Origin of the sequence: Pseudidiomarina donghaiensis, assembly GCF_900116895.1 — a bacterium.
Taxonomy (GTDB): domain Bacteria; phylum Pseudomonadota; class Gammaproteobacteria; order Enterobacterales; family Alteromonadaceae; genus Pseudidiomarina; species Pseudidiomarina donghaiensis.
The window spans coordinates 294,396-311,789 of record NZ_FPCF01000001.1 but is presented as its reverse complement, the minus strand read 5'-3'; the positions used below and the strand labels follow the sequence as shown (position 1 = coordinate 311,789).

At 50.1% G+C, this 17,394-nt stretch carries 13 protein-coding genes; 3 read left to right on the top strand and 10 right to left on the bottom strand.

The genetic code is table 11. From position 1 onward, the window contains the following. Window positions 1-17 precede the first annotated feature (17 nt). Together BM334_RS01495 and BM334_RS01490 are read left to right on the top strand one after the other, a co-directional pair. Complete coding sequence (locus BM334_RS01495) at window positions 18-287, top strand: type II toxin-antitoxin system Phd/YefM family antitoxin (protein WP_092836926.1); 270 nt, start codon at window positions 18-20, stop codon at window positions 285-287. After that, the gene (locus BM334_RS01490; RefSeq protein ID WP_092836923.1) at window positions 288-590 is read left to right on the top strand and encodes a type II toxin-antitoxin system RelE/ParE family toxin; all 303 of its coding nucleotides are present in this window, start codon (window positions 288-290) and stop codon (window positions 588-590) included. Here BM334_RS01490 and BM334_RS01485 read toward each other — a convergent pair. The 3 genes from BM334_RS01485 to BM334_RS01475 are packed head-to-tail and all read right to left on the bottom strand — an operon-like array spanning window position 582 to window position 5,475. Continuing rightward, the gene (locus BM334_RS01485) at window positions 582-1,328 is read right to left on the bottom strand and encodes a 3',5'-cyclic-nucleotide phosphodiesterase (protein ID WP_092836920.1); all 747 of its coding nucleotides are present in this window, start codon (window positions 1,326-1,328) and stop codon (window positions 582-584) included. The genes BM334_RS01490 and BM334_RS01485 overlap by 9 nt on opposite strands. Then, on the bottom strand, window positions 1,325-4,399 hold the full coding sequence (locus BM334_RS01480; RefSeq protein WP_092836917.1) for an efflux RND transporter permease subunit: 3,075 nt from the start codon (window positions 4,397-4,399) through the stop codon (window positions 1,325-1,327). Before BM334_RS01480 ends, BM334_RS01485 begins: the two co-directional genes overlap by 4 nt. Next, window positions 4,399-5,475: an efflux RND transporter periplasmic adaptor subunit gene (locus tag BM334_RS01475; RefSeq protein ID WP_092836914.1), complete on the bottom strand. Its 1,077-nt coding sequence runs from the start codon at window positions 5,473-5,475 to the stop codon at window positions 4,399-4,401. The genes BM334_RS01480 and BM334_RS01475 overlap by 1 nt, the downstream gene beginning before the upstream one ends. A gap of 146 nt (window positions 5,476-5,621) precedes the next feature. Between BM334_RS01475 and BM334_RS01470 the strand changes: the two genes are divergently transcribed. Beyond that, entirely contained in the window at window positions 5,622-6,497 is an 876-nt protein-coding gene (locus BM334_RS01470; protein WP_241970881.1) for a LysR family transcriptional regulator, read from the top strand. Here BM334_RS01470 and BM334_RS01465 read toward each other — a convergent pair. The 7 genes from BM334_RS01465 to aceF form a co-directional block, all read right to left on the bottom strand. After that, window positions 6,494-9,643: an efflux RND transporter permease subunit gene (locus BM334_RS01465; protein ID WP_092836911.1), complete on the bottom strand. Its 3,150-nt coding sequence runs from the start codon at window positions 9,641-9,643 to the stop codon at window positions 6,494-6,496. The genes BM334_RS01470 and BM334_RS01465 overlap by 4 nt on opposite strands. Further along, entirely contained in the window at window positions 9,624-10,862 is a 1,239-nt protein-coding gene (locus tag BM334_RS01460) for an efflux RND transporter periplasmic adaptor subunit (RefSeq protein WP_092836908.1), read from the bottom strand. The genes BM334_RS01465 and BM334_RS01460 overlap by 20 nt, the downstream gene beginning before the upstream one ends. A gap of 63 nt (window positions 10,863-10,925) precedes the next feature. Continuing rightward, window positions 10,926-11,309: a hypothetical protein gene (locus BM334_RS01455; protein ID WP_092836906.1), complete on the bottom strand. Its 384-nt coding sequence runs from the start codon at window positions 11,307-11,309 to the stop codon at window positions 10,926-10,928. A gap of 94 nt (window positions 11,310-11,403) precedes the next feature. Further along, window positions 11,404-13,467: a M13 family metallopeptidase gene (locus BM334_RS01450; protein ID WP_092836903.1), complete on the bottom strand. Its 2,064-nt coding sequence runs from the start codon at window positions 13,465-13,467 to the stop codon at window positions 11,404-11,406. A 17-nt stretch (window positions 13,468-13,484) separates the two neighbouring features. Beyond that, entirely contained in the window at window positions 13,485-13,769 is a 285-nt protein-coding gene (locus BM334_RS01445; protein WP_055439266.1) for an encapsulin-associated ferritin-like protein, read from the bottom strand. Window positions 13,770-14,045: 276 nt separating this feature from the next. Further along, window positions 14,046-15,470: a dihydrolipoyl dehydrogenase gene (gene lpdA / locus BM334_RS01440; protein WP_092836900.1), complete on the bottom strand. Its 1,425-nt coding sequence runs from the start codon at window positions 15,468-15,470 to the stop codon at window positions 14,046-14,048. Window positions 15,471-15,552: 82 nt separating this feature from the next. After that, window positions 15,553-17,385 carry a dihydrolipoyllysine-residue acetyltransferase gene (gene aceF / locus BM334_RS01435; protein ID WP_092836897.1) on the bottom strand — a complete coding sequence of 611 codons (1,833 nt, stop codon included), beginning with the start codon at window positions 17,383-17,385 and terminating at the stop codon, window positions 15,553-15,555. Window positions 17,386-17,394 lie beyond the last annotated feature (9 nt).

Below are 17,394 nucleotides of genomic sequence, written 5' to 3'. Positions count from 1 at the left end.
TGAGTGATGCCCTCATCATGAAAGTTGAATTAGTCACTAGCCTGAAACGTCAAGCGACAAAAATTTTGGCCGAGCTTCATGAGTCTAAGGAGCCCGTGCTTATTACTGAACATGGGCAACCGTCGGCTTACTTGGTTGACGTGGAAGATTACGAATTTACCCAGCGGCGATTACGACTTCTCGAGGCGATTACGCGTGGCGAGCAAGATATTCTTGAACAACGTACACAAAGCCACGACGAAGTCACAAATGAGCTACAAAACAAGATTGCCCGTTGGTCCGAGTAAATGGCCGAAATAATATGGACTCTTAACGCCAAAAATGACTTGGTTGGCCTAGCCGATTACATTGCTTTGGACAATTCTAAAGCGGCTGCAAAACTGGTTACCTCAGTTTTAAGGCGCATAAATACCCTAACCTTATTTCCAGAGTCAGGTCGTTACGCACCCGAACTTCCCAACCTTCCCATTCGTGAGCTTATCGTACCCCCTTGCCGTATATTCTATAAGGTTGCGGACCAGCGTGTTTACATCTTGCACATTATGCGCGAAGAGCAGCAGCTAAGGTTGTTTATGCTTAATTTAGAGTAACTTCCACGCGCTTGGCAGTTGCGGAATAATTTGCTGCTCTACGTCGGGTTTGAGATGATTTATCCAGATATTGAGCGGCTGAACGGCAAGCTCGCTGAGTAGTTTCTCGCACAAGGCTGGAGTCAGGTGGCACGACTGATTTGCGACGGTTTCAAGCTCATTTGGGAACGAGCACTCAAGAATAATGTCGTCAATGGGCCCCAGCGCATTCAAGTTGGCGACCACACTTTGCGCATAGCCGCTGTCGGCGACAAATACGGTTTGGCGGCCGGTGCGGCGAACGGCGAAACCAAGCGTGGGCACGGTGTGGTAGGTTTTGAAAGGCTCCAGTGTGATATCACCGAACTGAAAAACTTCGCCTGCTTCTATTTCTTGTAACCGCAGTAACGGCTTTTCTTTGCTTGGTAATTCGCGCATATCGGGCCACACAACCCAGTTAAATACATGCTCGCGAATGGCCTCTAGGGTGTCGTGTGAGCCATATACCGTCACCGGATGTTCAGTGTTAGCCACATTAAATAAGTTACCCAATAGCATGGGTAAGCAGCAAATATGGTCGCTGTGGCTATGGGTTAAAAATACGTGCCGAATTTTTTGCATCTGCGGCAAATTAAGCGCGGTAATACCGGTGCCGACATCAATAAGAATGTCGTCAGCCACTTGCACGCAGGTACTGCCATTATTAGCAGTGACACTGCCGCCTAATCCACCACTGGCACCTAAAAACGTCAGATTCATTTCACTCGCATCACCAACGCGTACATAACGGGAACCACAACCAAAGTTAACAAGGTTGCGAAGCCTAAACCAAACATAATCACCACGGCCATACTGACAAAGAAGGCGTCGAATAACAATGGAATCATACCGACAATGGTGGTGGCCGCGGTCATTGTAACTGGGCGGACGCGGCTTACTGAAGCGTCGACCAAGGCATCAATGGCTTGCTTGCCAGCACGTAATTCGACGCGAATTTGCTCCAACAACACCACGCCGTTCTTAATCAGCATGCCCGATAAGCTCAAAAAGCCAAGCAATGCCATAAAGCCAAATGGTTGATTGGTAACCCACAAGCCTAGGGTCACGCCAATAATGCTCAGCGGCACCGTTGTCCACAAAACACCGGCTTGGCGAATGGAGCTAAACAGCAACACGGTAATAATAAACATGACCAAAAATGCCAATGGCAGGGCCTCGAAAACGGCGCCGGTGGCTTTCTTTGATGCTTCAAACTCACCGCCCCAGGTTAACTCATAGCCGGCAGGTAACGAAATAGCCTCAATGGCTGGCCGTATGCGCGCCAGCACCATAGCAGGCGTTTCTTCACCGAAAATATCGTGATCGGCCATCACTGTCAGGGTACGCTTTCGGTCGCGTCGAACGATCAAGTTGTCTTCGGCAAGCAGTTGCATATCACTGACCACTTGACCTAGCGGCACGTGTCGTTGCAGAGCGCTGCTGTAAACCGGCAGCTCTCGCCAGTTTTCTAAGTCACTACGCTCATCAGCTGGGGCGCGCACCACAATGGGTAGCAGGTCGGTGCCATCGCGATAAACACCCACCGTCTGCCCAGTAAAATTACGCTTTAATACATCATCCACGTCGGCTTTAGTAATGCCTAACCGGCGCGCGGTCGCTTCATTGAAAACCGGCTGCAGTACTTTGCTACGCTGACGCCAGTTGTCGCGCAAATTATGAATGCCCGAGTCGGCCGCCATTATCTTACGTGCCTGTTCAGCCAATTTGCGCAACACAACAGGGTCTGGGCCACTAAAGCGTGCTTCAATTTTCGCTGCTTGGGTAGGCCCCATTTCCAGGGGCTTCATTTTGTATTCAACGTCAGGCTGTTGCGTTTTAAGAAATTGCTCAAAGTCTTGCAGTACTGCCTGCAGCTGCTCTGTCGTGTCTGCTCTAAGAATGATCTGCGCATAACTTTCGTACGACTTTTCCACCATATAGGTCAGCGTAAAACGCGGCGCACCTTGCCCAATCGTGCTTGCCACATAAGCCACGCCATGCTCCTCTTCACGCAGCAATAAATAGTGCTCAAGCTGGCGAACTTGCTGCCCTGTGGCGCGAATATCTGTGCCCTGCGGGTACCATAAATCAACAAAGGCCATCGGCGTGGTGCTTGGAGGGAAAAAGCTTTGTTTGATGGTGGTAAAACCGTAGCCGGCAATGACCAATAGGCCGAGCATGACGGCTAGTGTGGTTTTGCGCCAGCGCAAGAACCCATGCAATAGCCTACGGTAGCCTCGAAATACCCAGTGGTTATATACATGATCATCGTCTTCAGGTTGCTCGCGAGCTGAGCGTGCGCGCACGTCTTTGCGAAAGAGAATATTGCCCAAAAACGGTGTCAGCGTAATGGCCGTAAACCAGCTTAGCAGCAGCGAGATAAACAACACCCAGAACAAAGAATTGGCATATTCGCCGCTAGCGTCTCGAGACAGCCCAATGGGCGCAAAGGCAATCACTGCAATAGCGGTAGCGCCCAGTAATGGCCATACATTTTGCTGCACCACGTCACTGGCGGCCTGGATACGCGACAGTCCGCGTCGCACACCAACGAGCATACCTTCAGCAATAACAATGGCGTTATCAACAAGCATGCCCAACGCAATAATTAATGCACCAAGCGATACGCGCTGCAGCTGAATGTCCATAAGATACATGAAAATAAAACTGCCCAACACGGTCACTAATAACACGCTACCGATAAGTACGCCTGAGCGTAGCCCCATGGTTAGCAATAGTGCCACAACTACAATAATAACCGCTTCAGCTAGGTTAATGAGGAAATTGCTGACCGAGTGATCAACTTCGCTTGGTTGGTCATAAATTTTATCAATGTGCATGCCTACAGGCTGCGCATAACGCAGCTCTTCCAGTCGCTGCATAACACGCTCACCAACGTCAACCACGTTCACACCAGCAGCAAATGACAAGGCCAACCATAGCGACTCTTGGCCGTTATAACGCACCAAATGGCTTGGTATATCTTGGTATTGACGCGACACTGTGGCGACATCACGCAAAAGAATACGCTCTTGCGCACCGGGGTTGCTGATCATTAAGTTTGCTAGCTCATCAACGCTTTTAAATTCGCCCGTTGTATGTAACCGAATACGTTCACTACCAATCTGCACACGACCTGCATCACTAACGGCATTTTGAGTTTGCAGCAAATTCACCACTTGTTGCGGCGCAATGCCAAAATTAGCAAGCTTTTCTCGTGAAACCTCAACAATGACTTGCTCGTTTTGCTTGCCAGACACCATTACTTTGCCAACGCCTTTCACCAGCACCAGCTCGCGCCGCAAGTAGTCGGTATAGTCAGAAATGTCTTGGTAACTGTAACCGTCGCCACTAATGGCAAACGTCATACCATACACGTCCGCAAAATCATCTTTGACTATCGGCTCGCTGCTACCGGGCGGCAGCTGCGCGCGAGTATCGTTCACTTTGCGGCGAAGTTCATCCCACACTTGTGGCATTTGATGTTTACGCAAGGTGCTGTGCATTTCTATCATAATTTGACTAAGGCCAGGCTTAGATACCGAGGTAATGTGGTCGACGTAGCTTAACTCTTGAATGGCGTTTTCAAGGCGATAAGTCACCTCTTCTTCAACTTGCTGTGCGGTAGCGCCTGGGTACTGGGTAATCACCATGGCCTGCTTAAGGGTAAATTCAGGATCTTCCAAGCGACCAATTTGCTGTAGCGCGACCAAGCCTCCTAAAAGAAGTATCATCAGCACCATCCAGCTTGTGGTGGTGCGCTTCATACTAAAGCGCGCGATATTTAGCATTACAGGCCTCGCTCCTTCACCCATTCACGAACTTGCTGGCCATTCTGCAACGCATGCACTCCTGCCGCTACTATGCGCTCGCCAGCGCTTAAGCCATTGGTAATTTCCACACCGTCATTGGTTAGCGCCTGTACTTCAACACGGCGACGCTGAACAGTTTCACTTTGCGAATCGAAAACCCAGACAAAATGGCCTTGGTCTGGCCCTTCAGTCGGGGGTGAAAATAACGCAGATGAGGGAATAACTAGGTTGTTCAAGTCGCGCTGCGATACGGCATTTGCGTCCACGGCAACCACCGCAGACATTCCCGGCAGCACATTCAAGTCACTTGGCGTGGGCAAGGTAAACACCACTTTGTAGGTGTTGGTAGCGGGGTCTGCAGTACTGTCCCACTCTTTTAATGTGGCTTTAAATCGCTGCTTCGGTGCGGCTGCGAAAATAACATCCGGTTGATAGTCTAGCTGACGTTGTACCCGTGCAAATAAGCCTTCCGGTACTTGAATACTAACATCAATGGCATTGTTCATTTGTAGGGTGGCAATGGCGCGTTGAGGTTGCACGGTTTCGAAACGCTCAACAAATACGTGGGCGATGGTACCTGCAAACGGTGCTCGTAGCTCGGTGTAGCGAACATTTGCACGTGCCGTCTCTAAGTTGGCGCGCGCAACGTCTAAGTTCGACTTCACTTCGTCAAATTGCTGCGGCGAAATAACGCCTTGCTCAACCAAGTTTTCAGTGCGGCTAAATTGGGCCTGCGCTAATTCGAATCGCGCTTGTGCTTGGTCTAACACTAACTGGTAGTCGGTGGGGTCTAATTTGGCAATCACATCGCCTTGGGCCACTTCATGACCGGCCTTGGCAGGAAACTCGCTAATCTCGCCGCCAACACGAAATGCTAATTGAGCAACTTGTGCGGCCTCCACCACCGCAGGAAATGTTCGAATGCGTTCAGCCGAGGTGTCACGCACGGTATACAGTTTCACCGGCTGCACCAGTGCGGGCTCCGCCTGCTGTGCCGCCTGCGGCGAACACCCAGCCAACACGACCATTACCAACACCATAACCGTAATACGCATATTTCCCCCATACCACCGAACAGTGCGCAGCACAGACCAACAGTGAAGCGCACGAATAACGAATAACGAATAACGATTGTATTGTAGCTCTATCAATATAAAATAATACTTAATAAATATTTACCACATATTAAGCAAAGCTAAACATGATAAAAATTCAGCAACTGCAAATGCTCAATGCCCTCAGCGAAACAGGCACCTTGCAAGCCGCCGCCGATAAACTGCACCGTACCCAAGCGGCCGTTAGTATGGCATTAAAAAAGCTCGAAGATGACGCTGGGTTCCCATTATTTGACCGCGAAGGTTATCGGTTGAAGCTCACCGCCTACGGTGAACAGTTTTTGCGGCAAGCTCGCGAGGTACTACGACAACAGCAACGCCTACAATCGCTAACGCAGCAGCTGCGCGATGGTGCTGAACCTATGTTACGTATTTCTTATGACCACACCTGTGCGCCGGGTAGCTTATTTGGGGCTATGCGCACCGTGCAAACACGGTACCCAACCACCGATTTGCTACTAAACGGCGAGAGTCAATTACGCGCGTTACGTGCCGTACGCGAAGGTGATGCTGATATCGCACTAACCCCTTGGTTGCCTGTGTTTCGCCAACATGGTGACTTTGAAACCAAGTTAGTACGGCCGTTTGAGTTGTTGGTGGTTATTGCACCTAAACTGGTCGCCCAATTTGGCATGCCAAAGCAACGTCGCGACTTGTTGGAAATTCCCATGTTAATGCCGCAAAACCAAGACATTGGCATTAACCTTGATCAAATGATTCGTATGCCGGGTCAGCAGCGCATTCGCGCCAACGACTCTATAGCCCAACGCGAGTTATTAGTGGCCGGCATGGGGTGGGGTATTGTGCCAGCCGATATCATTGGTGACGAGCTAACTCGCGGTGACTTGGTACTCATAGAAATACCTGACTTTATTAACCAGGTGCACCTAGAAATTCACTTGGTGCGTTCGGCTGAGCGCATTGCTGGCCCAGCCGCCCAACTTATTTGGGATTATTTTTAATTAGCTACCGTTTTGGCAGTGCTTAACTTGTGCTTCCAGTACAACCAATAAACCGCGGGTAGAACATACAAGCTCAACAGCGGCGCTAAAATCATGCCGCCAATCATGGGCGCGGCAATGCGTTGCATCACTTCGCTACCGGTGCCCGCGGTTAGCATAATGGGCAACAAGCCAGCAATAATGGTGACCACCGTCATGGCTTTCGGCCGCACGCGCTGTACGGCACCTTCCATAATGGCGTCGTGTAATGAACTTAGTGAACGCTCACTTGCGTCACGCCACGCATTGTTCAGGTATAACAACATCACCACACCAAATTCAGCAGCCACCCCAGCCAGTGCAATCATTCCGACCGCCACGGCAATTGACATATTGAAGCCAAGCGCCCAGATGTACCAAAGGCTGCCAGCTAATGCTAACGGCAAGGTCGCCATGATCAATAATGCCTGCTTAAACGAGCGGAAGGTGAAGTACAGCAGAATAAGAATAATGGCCAAGGTCACCGGCACAACTTCCAGCATTTTTTGCTGTACCCGTTGCATCGACTCATACTGCCCTGACCAACTCACGCTATAGCGCGGCGGTAATTGGTAGTCGGCAACCACCGGTTGCGCAGCAGCCAATACGTCACCTACAGAAACTGTGCTGGCAACATCAACAAATACCCAACCAGAGGGTCGCGCGTTTTCGCTTCGAATCATGGCTGGGCCATCAGTCACGCTTACGTCAGCCACTTGCGCCAATGTTACCCAGGCGCCGTCTCGACTGACAATTGGCAGTTGTTTCAGCTGCTCTATGTGGTCGCGTTGGGCACGTGGATAACGCAAGGTAATAGGGTAACGCTCAGTACCTTCAACGGTTTCGGCAATTTCAGCACCGCCAATAGCAAACTGAATAACGCGTTGAATATCAGCTTGGCTTAACCCATATCTAGCAGCCACCTCTAGTCGTGGCCGTATTTCAATGTAGCGCCCCGCTGCTGGGCGCTCAGCAAAGACCGAACTCACCCCGTCTACGGCCTGCAGTGCTTGCTCCAAGTCAGCACCAATACGCTGAATTTCGGCTAAGTCAGGGCCCGCTATTTTTAGCCCTAGCGGTGTTTTTAGCCCAGTTGACAGCATATCGATACGGGTTTTTATAGGTTGTACCCAAGCGTTGGTAATACCCGGCACCTGTACGGTTGCGTCTAGCTCGGCAATAATGTCGTCAATGGTTACACCAGCGCGCCATTGTGCTTGTGGTTTTAGCTGAATAGTGGTTTCTAGCATGGTCAGCGGTGCCGGGTCTGTCGCAGTTTGTGCGCGCCCACTTTTACCAAACACAGACTGCACTTCTGGCACCTGCTTGATCAGCCGATCAGTGCGTTGCAATAGGTCAGATGAGGCTTGGGGGCTAATCCCTGGCATGGTGGTCGGCATATACAATAAGTCGCCTTCTTGCATGCTTGGCATAAACTCGCTACCTATGTTCTTCAGCGGATAGTACGCACTAACGGCGATAGCCACAGCGAGTACAAGCGTTGTTTTTGGCCAGCGCATAACCAGATCTAAACTTGGTTTATAAAACGCAACCAGCAACCGCGTTATCGGGTTTTTAGTTTCGCTAATAATTTTGCCGCGGACAAAATAGCCCATGAGTGCCGGCACCAAGGTAATGGCCAACAACGCTGAGGCCGCCATGGCGAACGTTTTGGTATACGCCAACGGCGCAAACAAGCGACCTTCTTGCTGTTCTAGTGCAAACACAGGTAAAAAGCTTAAGGTGATAATAAGCAACGACAAAAACAAAGCTGGCCCAACTTCGGCCGCGGCCTTGGCAATAACTTGCCAATGCACGGCGCCCACCGGCGCGGCGCCGTGCTCCTGGCGGTAACGTTCTAAATGCTTATGCGCGTTTTCCACCATGACAATGGCCGCATCAACCAAAGCGCCAATGGCAATAGCTATGCCGCCTAAACTCATAATATTGGCGTTAATGCCCATGCTGCGCATAACAATGAAACTAATCAGCACGGCCAGCGGCAAGGTAATGATGGCAACCAGCGACGAGCGCACATGCAACAAAAACAAAACCGTCACCAAAGCCACAAAGGCCATTTCTTCAAGCAGCTTGTTGGTTAGGTTGCTCACGGCGTTATTAATTAGGTTAGAACGGTCATACACCGGTGTTATTTCAACGCCTTCAGGTAAACCTTGCTGCAACACTTTGAGTTTGTCGCGTACCCGCTCAATAGTCGCCAAAGCGTTTTCGCCATGACGCATGACAATAATGCCACCCACCACTTCGCCTTCACCGTTCAGCTCGGCAATACCACGACGGCTCACAGGGCCGCGTCGCACTGTAGCGACATCATTCAATGTGATCGTCGCGCCGGCTTGGCTGCGGGCTGAATCGGTCACGCTCAATGGCAAATTACGTAGGTCTTCAAGCGACTGAAGATAGCCGGTTCCGCGAACCATGTACTCGGCTTCCGCCATTTCAACTATGCCCCCGCCCACTTCGCGGTTAGCCGACTGTATGGCTTGTTGTACTTGTTCAATGGTTAGCCCGTAACTAAGAAGCCGTTCAGGCTGCACCACCACTTGGTATGCCTGCACCATGCCGCCCACGGTAGCAACTTCGGCAACGCCACTCACACTTTGCAGCTCTTGCTTGAGGAACCAGTCTTGCAAGCTGGTTAATTCACCCAAGTTGTGCTGGCCTGAGCGGTCGGTAAGCACATACTGAAATACCCAGCCTACTCCACTCGCGTCAGGGCCTAGCTCTGGCGTCACACCCTCTGGTAAACGCGATTGTGCTTGGCTTAAGTATTCCAAAACTCGGCTGCGAGCCCAATAAATGTCGGTGCCGTCTTCAAACAAAATATACAGGTAAGAGTCACCAAAGAACGAATAGCCGCGTACATCGGTCGCACCAGGCACGGCCAACATGGTATTGGCCAATGGCCAGGTTATTTGCTCTTCGACTAGTTGCGGTGCTTGGCCCGGATAACTCGTTTTGACAATCACTTGCACGTCAGACAAATCGGGAATAGCATCCAGTGGCGTGCTCATCATAGCGCGCCAGCCAAACCAAGCGGCTAATAGCGCCGCCAGCAAAACGAGTATCCGATTGCGAATGGAGGCATTAATGATGTGCGTGAGCATCTTGCACCTCCGGCTTGCCTTGTTGCTGGCGGTTTAGCCGATTGCTCTGCAGCGTGGCTTCAGAGTCGAGTAGAAATTGCCCCGCAACCACGACCTGTTCGCCGGCTTCAACACCATGCAGAATTTCTGCTTTATCACCAACAACCAAGCCTACATGAACGGCACGCTGCTCAAACCCACCTTCGCTATTACGCACGATAATTCGGTTGTCGCTGCCAGTAATAATTAGACTGCTTAGCGGCACCACGAGGGCTTCGCGCTTGGGTCCGCCATACAGTTCAACTGCCGCCTGCATACCCACCAACAAGCCATTGCTTAGTTCGCTGTTGGGCAGCTTAATTCTTACACGCTGGGTGCGCGTTTTGGCGTCAAGTTCTGGATAGATATACTCAATTTCGGTTTCATAAGCGTTTAAGTTAGCTTGCGGTAGCGTAATGTCCGCGGGCGAACCAACGCGCAACCAGTCACTATAACGCTCAGGTACATCTGCAATTAGCCAAAAGCTATCGGTACCAATTAGCGTCATCATGGCTAAACCTGGCTCAACATACATGCCTTCGGCAATATTCAATTGTGTTACAACGCCGGAATGCGCTGCAAACACTGGAACGCGGTAGAAAATTTCTTGGGTTTGCTCAAGCTGTTTCACTAAGCTAGGGGCAAAGCCAAGTAGCTCAAGGCGAAGGCGCGCGTCACGCAGCAAACGCGGATTCGTACTGCCATTTAGGGCTTGTAAAAAGTCCTGCTGTGCAACAACCAATTCGCGACTATAAATTTCATAAATTTTGTCGCCTTGCTGCACGCTTTCGCCTTCGCTACGTACGTATAGTTTCTCTACCCATCCCGCGGCACGTGAATGCAAGTGGTGTTGCTCGTTAGTATTCCATTGCACCGTGCCTATGGTTGGGTAATAGCGCCACAGCGTGTCGTAGGTTACCGCGGTGGTTTGAATACCAAGGTTCTGCTGCATTTGGTCACTGACTACCACACTCACTTGCTCAGCACGTTGCTGTGGCTCAAGATCCATACCACAAATAGGGCACGTACCCGGCTCATCACTAACAATATGACTGTGCATAGGGCACACGTATTCAACCGCTTGTTGCTGTTCTGCATGGTCGTGCTTGAGCTCAAACTCTTGCGCGTGTGCCGGTGAATGTGTTGCTGGAACCAATAATGCAATGCTCACAATGAGCATGATGAAACGAGCGAATTTCATAACTGTACCTACCTAATAAATTAAACCAAACGAACCTAGCGGCTCGCTAAATAAAGTGTTTAATTAGGCAGACATAGGGGGACGAATTTGGCTTTCGTGACGCGCCAGAGGCACACCATGGCTGGTAGGCCATTTCGTGTGTGGATGCGCCTGAAACGGCAATTGTGTGACGGCAATTAAGCCGCTGGCCGACGAGCTACAATGATGCTGACAGTCGCCACAGCTATTGTCACACTGTTGGTGCGTAGCTTGACTAACGTTGGTCTGCTGCTCGGTGTCGCAGCAGTCGTGGTTCGCCATCTCGGTGTGGGTAGCGTGCATAGCATGCGCTTCATTCATATTGTCAGACACGTGGCTAGCTGGCATTGGCATAACGTCAGCGGCCGACCCCGAGAAAGGCGTCAGCAGCAAGCTTACAATGATCAGTAGCTTTATGACTGTGTTCATGGCTCAGATTATAAACCCACTACTGGTGAAATTACCAGAAGTGGGTTTGTCTTATTGGCAACTACTATGTACCAGCACTATATCGCGAGTACGCTTACCAAATAGTCACGCGCTGTTCCGGTGGTAAATACAGCTCGTCACCTGGCTTCACGTCAAAGGCTTCGTAGAACGCAGGAATGTTCACCACGGTACCGTTTACGCGATAATCGGCAGGCGAATGTGGATCACTCAACACTTGGTTGCGAACAAACTCGTCGCGAGACTTGTTTTTCCAGACTTGTGCCCAGCCTAAGAACACCCGTTGTTCACCGGTGTAGCCGTCCATCACTGGCGACTCTTTGCCGTTGAGTGAATTCACGTATGCACGGTACGCAATAGTTAAACCAGCCAAGTCACCAATGTTTTCACCTAGGGTTAATTTACCGTTGATAAACGTGTCTGGAATAACTTCGTAGCTGTCGTACTGTGCGGCCAACTGTGCACCACGCGCGTCAAAGGCTTCGCGGTCGCCGTCTGTCCACCAGCTGTTCAAGTTTCCGTCACCGTCGTATTTAGAACCTTGGTCGTCAAAACCATGGCCTAATTCGTGGCCGATAACCGCACCGATACCACCGTAGTTCACAGCGTCTTCTGCTTCCATATCAAAGAATGGCGGTTGCAAAATGCCAGCTGGGAACACAATTTCGTTACGCACTGGGCTGTAATAGGCGTTAACGGTTTGCGGTGTCATGCCCCAGTCTTCTTCTTTTACTGGCTGGCCGATTTCTGAAATCATTTCTTGGTAATCAAACGCATAAGAACGCTTAATGTTTTCTACCAAGTTATCGTCAGTAACAACTAAATCAGAATAATCACGCCATTCACTCGGGTAACCTACGTATGGCGTAAACTTGCCAAGTTTCTCAAGTGCTTTTTGTTTGGTCTCTTCAGACATCCACTCAAGATCTTTAATCGACTCACCGTAAGCCACAATCAAGTTGTCAACCAGCTCTTCCATGCGCGCTTTCGCTGCTGGCGGGAAGTACTCAGCTACATACAACTGACCTAACACTTCGCCTAATGCGCGGTCGGTCGCGTCTACACCACGCTTCCAGCGCGGCTCTTGCTCTGGCGTACCGCGCAATACCTTGCCGTAGAAGGCAAAGTTGCGATCATTAATTTCTTCAGTAAGCACAGAAGCGAAGCGGTTTACAGTACGCAGCGTCATGTAGTGCTTCCATGTTTCAACGCTAACGTCGTCAAACATGTCACCAAAAGTTTCGAAATAACTCAACTGCGACACAACGTATTCGTCCGCGCCATCGATGCCGGTAATTTTGGCGTAGGTTTCAAAATCAAAGCTACCCATTAACTGTTTCAGTTCTTCAGGCGACTTCGGATTATAGGTCGCTTCAGCATCACGGCTTTGTACGCGGCTCCAATGCGCTTGTGCAATTTTAGTTTCTAACTCTAAAATGGCGTCTGCAGCGGCTTCCGCTTGCTCGTAATCCACCATCGCTAAAATATCTTTAATGTAGTCTTTATATTGCGCGCGAATTTCGATGAACTTCTCTTCGTCTTTCAGATAGTAGTCACGATCTGGCAGGCTTAACCCTGACTGACCAAAATACAAAGCGTTGTAATCTGGGTTTTTCTTGTCGCCATAAACGTAGAAACCAAATGGTCCGCTTACGCCTAACTTCGCTAATTCTGCAAAACGAGCTGCCACGTCAGCGTGAGTCTCAACTTGCGCAATGGCTTGCAAGTCTGCAGCAATTGGCGTGTAGCCTAAGCTGTTAAGTTTCTCAACATCCATGAAGCTGTTAAAGAAATCACCGATTTTTTGCGAATTGGTGCCCGCTTCTGCTTGCTCTGCGGCGGCTGTTTCAATCAACGTGCGTAAACGCTCTTGATTGCGCTCACGCAACTCGAGAAACGAACCGATACGTGACTTGTCTGCTGGCATTTCAGTGTTGTCATACCATGTGCCGTTAACAAATTGGAACAAGTCGTCTTGTGGGCGCACTTCGGTGTTGAAGGCATCAAGGCGTAAGCCCGAAGTAAGCTGTTGCTGCTCTTGTTGAGCTTGGGTGTTTTGTTGTTCAGCCTGTTGTGGTGAGCACGCAGCCACACCTAACGCGAGCGCAACGCTCAGCGCAATTGTACTTACCTTATTCATATGTTCCCCGTTTTAAACTAATGACCTATTACTTCGTCGGTAAATAGGTACTCTTTAAGCTCTTCATCAAAAACTTTGTCACGGCGCCGTATCCACTCTAGGGTCATGGCTGCGTGTTCTTTTTCTTCATCGCGATTGTGAATTAAAATTTTCTTTAATTCTTCGTCTTTGCAGACATCAATGCGTTGGTTATACCAATCAACTGCTTCAAGTTCTTCCATTAACGAAATAATTGCCCGGTGCATGTCGCGGGTTTCGTCAGACAATAATTCGTACGGCTCATGATACCCTTCGTTGGCCATAACTGCCTCCGTTGTTGTATGCGTGAATTGTCAGTGATTGTTGTCAGTACCCTTCTAACATAAGCTATGCGCCATTAGTTCACAACATAAATGCTATGCTAAGCGCCGCATGAGAGGGATTTTTTATCGCAAAATGCTACTGAATGAGCATAAAAAAACCCGTGAGGTGAGTCACGGGGTTTTTGCCATTAACAGCGCTGCGCGCTACCCGGCGGTAACATCGCGGTACTGGCCGGCATTAACAGCGCTGCGCGCTACCCGGCGTAGAACGCCGGGCTACTTTTTCGCTTTTTTGTTTGGCAGGTCAGTAATTGAGCCTTCAAACACTTCGGCGGCTAAGCCAACTGATTCATGCAAGGTTGGGTGCGCATGAATGGTTAATGCGATATCTTCTGCGTCACAGCCCATTTCAATGGCTAAGCAGATTTCGCCTAATAGCTCACCAGCGTTTGAGCCAACAATTGCGCCACCAATAATGCGGTTGTTTTTGTCAAACAATAACTTGGTGAAGCCATCGGTTGCGCCTTGCGCAATGGCACGGCCAGAAGCAGCCCAAGGGAATACTGCGGCTTCGTACTCAACGCCTTGCTCTTTCGCTTCTTTTTCAGTTAAGCCAGCCCATGCAACTTCTGGATCAGTGTAGGCAATTGAAGGAATTACTTTCGGGTCGAAGTAGTGCTTCTTACCGGCAATAACTTCAGCCGCTACGTGGCCTTCGTGCACGGCTTTGTGCGCCAGCATTGGTTGGCCAACAATGTCACCAATTGCGAAGATGTTCTTCACGTTGGTACGCATTTGGTTGTCTACTTCAATAAAGCCGCGGTCAGTCACGTTTACACCCGCGTTTTCTGCGCCAAGTTTCTTACCGTTTGGCGCACGGCCAACAGCCACAAGAACAGCGTCGTACTTCACTGGTTTCTCAGGCGCTTTGTCGCCCTCAAAAGTCACGTGAATACCGTCTTTTTTCGCTTCAACTTTCGCTGCTTTAGTGTTCAACATAATGTTGTCGAACTTCTTCGAAATTGACTTGGTGAAGGTTTTAATAATGTCTTTGTCAGCTGGTGGAATCAGCTGTTCAGTCATTTCAACTACGTCTACTTTCGAACCTAACGCGCTATAGACACAGCCCATTTCTAAACCGATAATACCGCCGCCCAAAATCAACATGCGACCGGGTACAAATGGCAGTTCAAGTGCGTCGGTTGAGTCCCAAATACGCTCGTCTTCGTGCGGAACGAATGGCAGTTTAATTGACTGTGAACCAGCCGCGATAATCGCGTTTTCAAAGTTCACTACGGTTTCTTTACCGTCTGCGTCTTTTACTTTCAGTTGCTTGTCGCTTGCAAATTCGCCAACGCCGTTTACCACGGTAACTTTGCGCATTTTCGACATTTGACCTAAGCCACCGGTCAATTGACCGATTACTTTTTCTTTGTGCTTACGAATTTTGTCGAGGTCGATTTTTGGCTCGCCGAATTCCACGCCTTCAGCGCCCATGTGCTTGGCATCTTCAATGTGCTTCGCAATGTGTAGCAATGCTTTTGAAGGAATACAGCCTACGTTCAAGCACACGCCACCTAAGGTGCTGTAGCGCTCAACCAATACGGTTTCTAAACCTAAGTCAGCAGCACGAAATGCCGCAGAGTAACCACCTGGGCCGCCACCGAGAACGACAACTTGGGCCTTCACTTCTTTGCTCATATCAACCTCGTTAGAATTCGGGAAAACAGTTCGGTAAAAACGTTGGGGCTGATTATAACAGCTCCACGGTCATTTGTTTAATTTATAGAACTAATTTGCGGATATCCGACAAAACAGCGCTTAAATACACACTAAAACGGGCCGCAACCGCACCGTCGATGACACGGTGGTCGTAGCTTAAGCTTAGTGGCAACATTAAGCGTGGTTCAAACTCTTTGCCATTCCACTTTGGTTTCATGTCGCTTTTCGACACGCCCAAAATAGCGACGTCTGGCGCATTCACAATTGGCGTAAACGCTGTGCCACCAATACCGCCGAGGCTTGAGATTGAGAAACATCCGCCTTGCATATCTTGCGCTTTCAGTTTGCCGTCACGGGCTTTGGCACTAATTTCTAGCAGTTCATCAGAGAGCTGGTAAATGCCTTTTTTGTCGACATCACGAATAACTGGAACCACCAAGCCATTTGGCGTATCAACCGCAATACCAATATGCACGTATTTCTTCATGATTAGGTGCTCGCCGTCTTCCGCCAACGACGAGTTAAACACTGGGTACTCGCGCAGGGCTTTGGCCACCGCCTTCATGATGAATACCAATGGAGTAATTTTCACACCGTCTTTTTTCTTCGCTTGCAGCTCGTTTTCTTGCTTACGGAAGGCTTCAAGCTCAGTGATATCGGCTTCGTCAAACTGCGTCACGTGTGGAATGGTGACCCAATTGCGATGCAGGTTCGGGCCAGAAATTTTCTGAATACGCGTTAACGGTACTTCTTCAATGTCGCCAAATTTGCTGAAATCCACTTTCGGTGGCGCAATGACTTGCAACCCGCCAGCCCCCTGGCTAACACCACTTGAGGCAGTTGCTTTCGGACGCGACAACTCGTATTTCACGTACTCTTGCACGTCTTCTTTCAAAATACGCTCTTTGCGGCCAGAGCCTTTCACGCTGTTTAGGTCAACCCCAAACTCGTGTGCTAAGCGCCGCACCGCAGGCGAAGCATAGGCCAAGCCCTCCGCTTTCGACTTTTTATCCAACGGATGGTCCGGCACCGGCGGGGTACGTTGCTCAGATGCTGAGGTTGCAGCGGGTGCAGATCCATCGCTAGATGGGTCTGCATCCCCCTTCACCTCTTCGCCTGAAGGCGAAGAGGACACGTCTTTCCCGCCACTTTCATCAGTGTCAGCATTAACGGCAGCGTCGCTGCCACCCGGCGTAGAACGCCGGGCTACGGTTTCAAGCATAATAACCAAAGAGCCCTGCTTCACCTTGTCGCCAACTTTAACCTCAACCGACTTCACCACACCCGCTTCCGGGCACGGCACATCCATCGTGGCTTTATCGGTTTCAAGCGTAATCAAACCGTCTTCGGCGTTAACTTCGTCACCTTCGCTGACCAGTACCTCAATAACATCAACCTCACCATCTTCGCCAATGTCAGGTACCGTCACCTCTATCACGCTGGGTGCAGATCCAGCCCCTCGGGCTGGGTCTGCATCCCCTTTCCGCTCATCGCTACCGCGATCGGGGTCAGATCCAGCGTCAGCTGGGTCTGACCCCACTTTCTCTTCTTCGCCTTCAGGCGAAGAGGCCACATCTTTACCACCACTTTCCGCGGTCTCATCATCAACGCCAGCTTCGCTGTCACCCGGCGTGGAACGCCGGGCTACGTCATCACCTGCCGCTTCAAACATCGCCAACAAATCGCCTTCTTTAATCTTGTCGCCAACTTTCACTTTCATTTCGGCAACAACACCCGCAAAAGGTGCCGGAATATCCATTGAGGCTTTGTCACTCTCAACCGTGATCAGCGAGTCTTCGGCTTCAACGCTGTCGCCTTTGTTGACCAAAATTTCGATGACTTCAACTTCATCACCGCCCACATCGGGGGCTTTTACTTCTACTAAATCTGCCATGTTTGCCTC

Bases quoted from the DNA above. Each gene is read 5' to 3' on its own strand.
- BM334_RS01495 (WP_092836926.1), top strand. From the start codon at position 18: ATGAAAGTTGAATTAGTCACTAGCCTGAAACGTCAAGCGACAAAAATT.
- BM334_RS01475 (WP_092836914.1), bottom strand. From the start codon at position 5,475: ATGCGTATTACGGTTATGGTGTTGGTAATGGTCGTGTTGGCTGGGTGT.
- BM334_RS01470 (WP_241970881.1), top strand. From the start codon at position 5,622: ATGATAAAAATTCAGCAACTGCAAATGCTCAATGCCCTCAGCGAAACA.
- BM334_RS01485 (WP_092836920.1), bottom strand. From the start codon at position 1,328: ATGAATCTGACGTTTTTAGGTGCCAGTGGTGGATTAGGCGGCAGTGTC.
- BM334_RS01490 (WP_092836923.1), top strand. From the start codon at position 288: ATGGCCGAAATAATATGGACTCTTAACGCCAAAAATGACTTGGTTGGC.
- BM334_RS01460 (WP_092836908.1), bottom strand. From the start codon at position 10,862: ATGAAATTCGCTCGTTTCATCATGCTCATTGTGAGCATTGCATTATTG.
- BM334_RS01450 (WP_092836903.1), bottom strand. From the start codon at position 13,467: ATGAATAAGGTAAGTACAATTGCGCTGAGCGTTGCGCTCGCGTTAGGT.
- aceF (WP_092836897.1), bottom strand. From the start codon at position 17,385: ATGGCAGATTTAGTAGAAGTAAAAGCCCCCGATGTGGGCGGTGATGAA.
- BM334_RS01455 (WP_092836906.1), bottom strand. From the start codon at position 11,309: ATGAACACAGTCATAAAGCTACTGATCATTGTAAGCTTGCTGCTGACG.
- BM334_RS01480 (WP_092836917.1), bottom strand. From the start codon at position 4,399: ATGCTAAATATCGCGCGCTTTAGTATGAAGCGCACCACCACAAGCTGG.
- lpdA (WP_092836900.1), bottom strand. From the start codon at position 15,470: ATGAGCAAAGAAGTGAAGGCCCAAGTTGTCGTTCTCGGTGGCGGCCCA.
- BM334_RS01465 (WP_092836911.1), bottom strand. From the start codon at position 9,643: ATGCTCACGCACATCATTAATGCCTCCATTCGCAATCGGATACTCGTT.
- BM334_RS01445 (WP_055439266.1), bottom strand. From the start codon at position 13,769: ATGGCCAACGAAGGGTATCATGAGCCGTACGAATTATTGTCTGACGAA.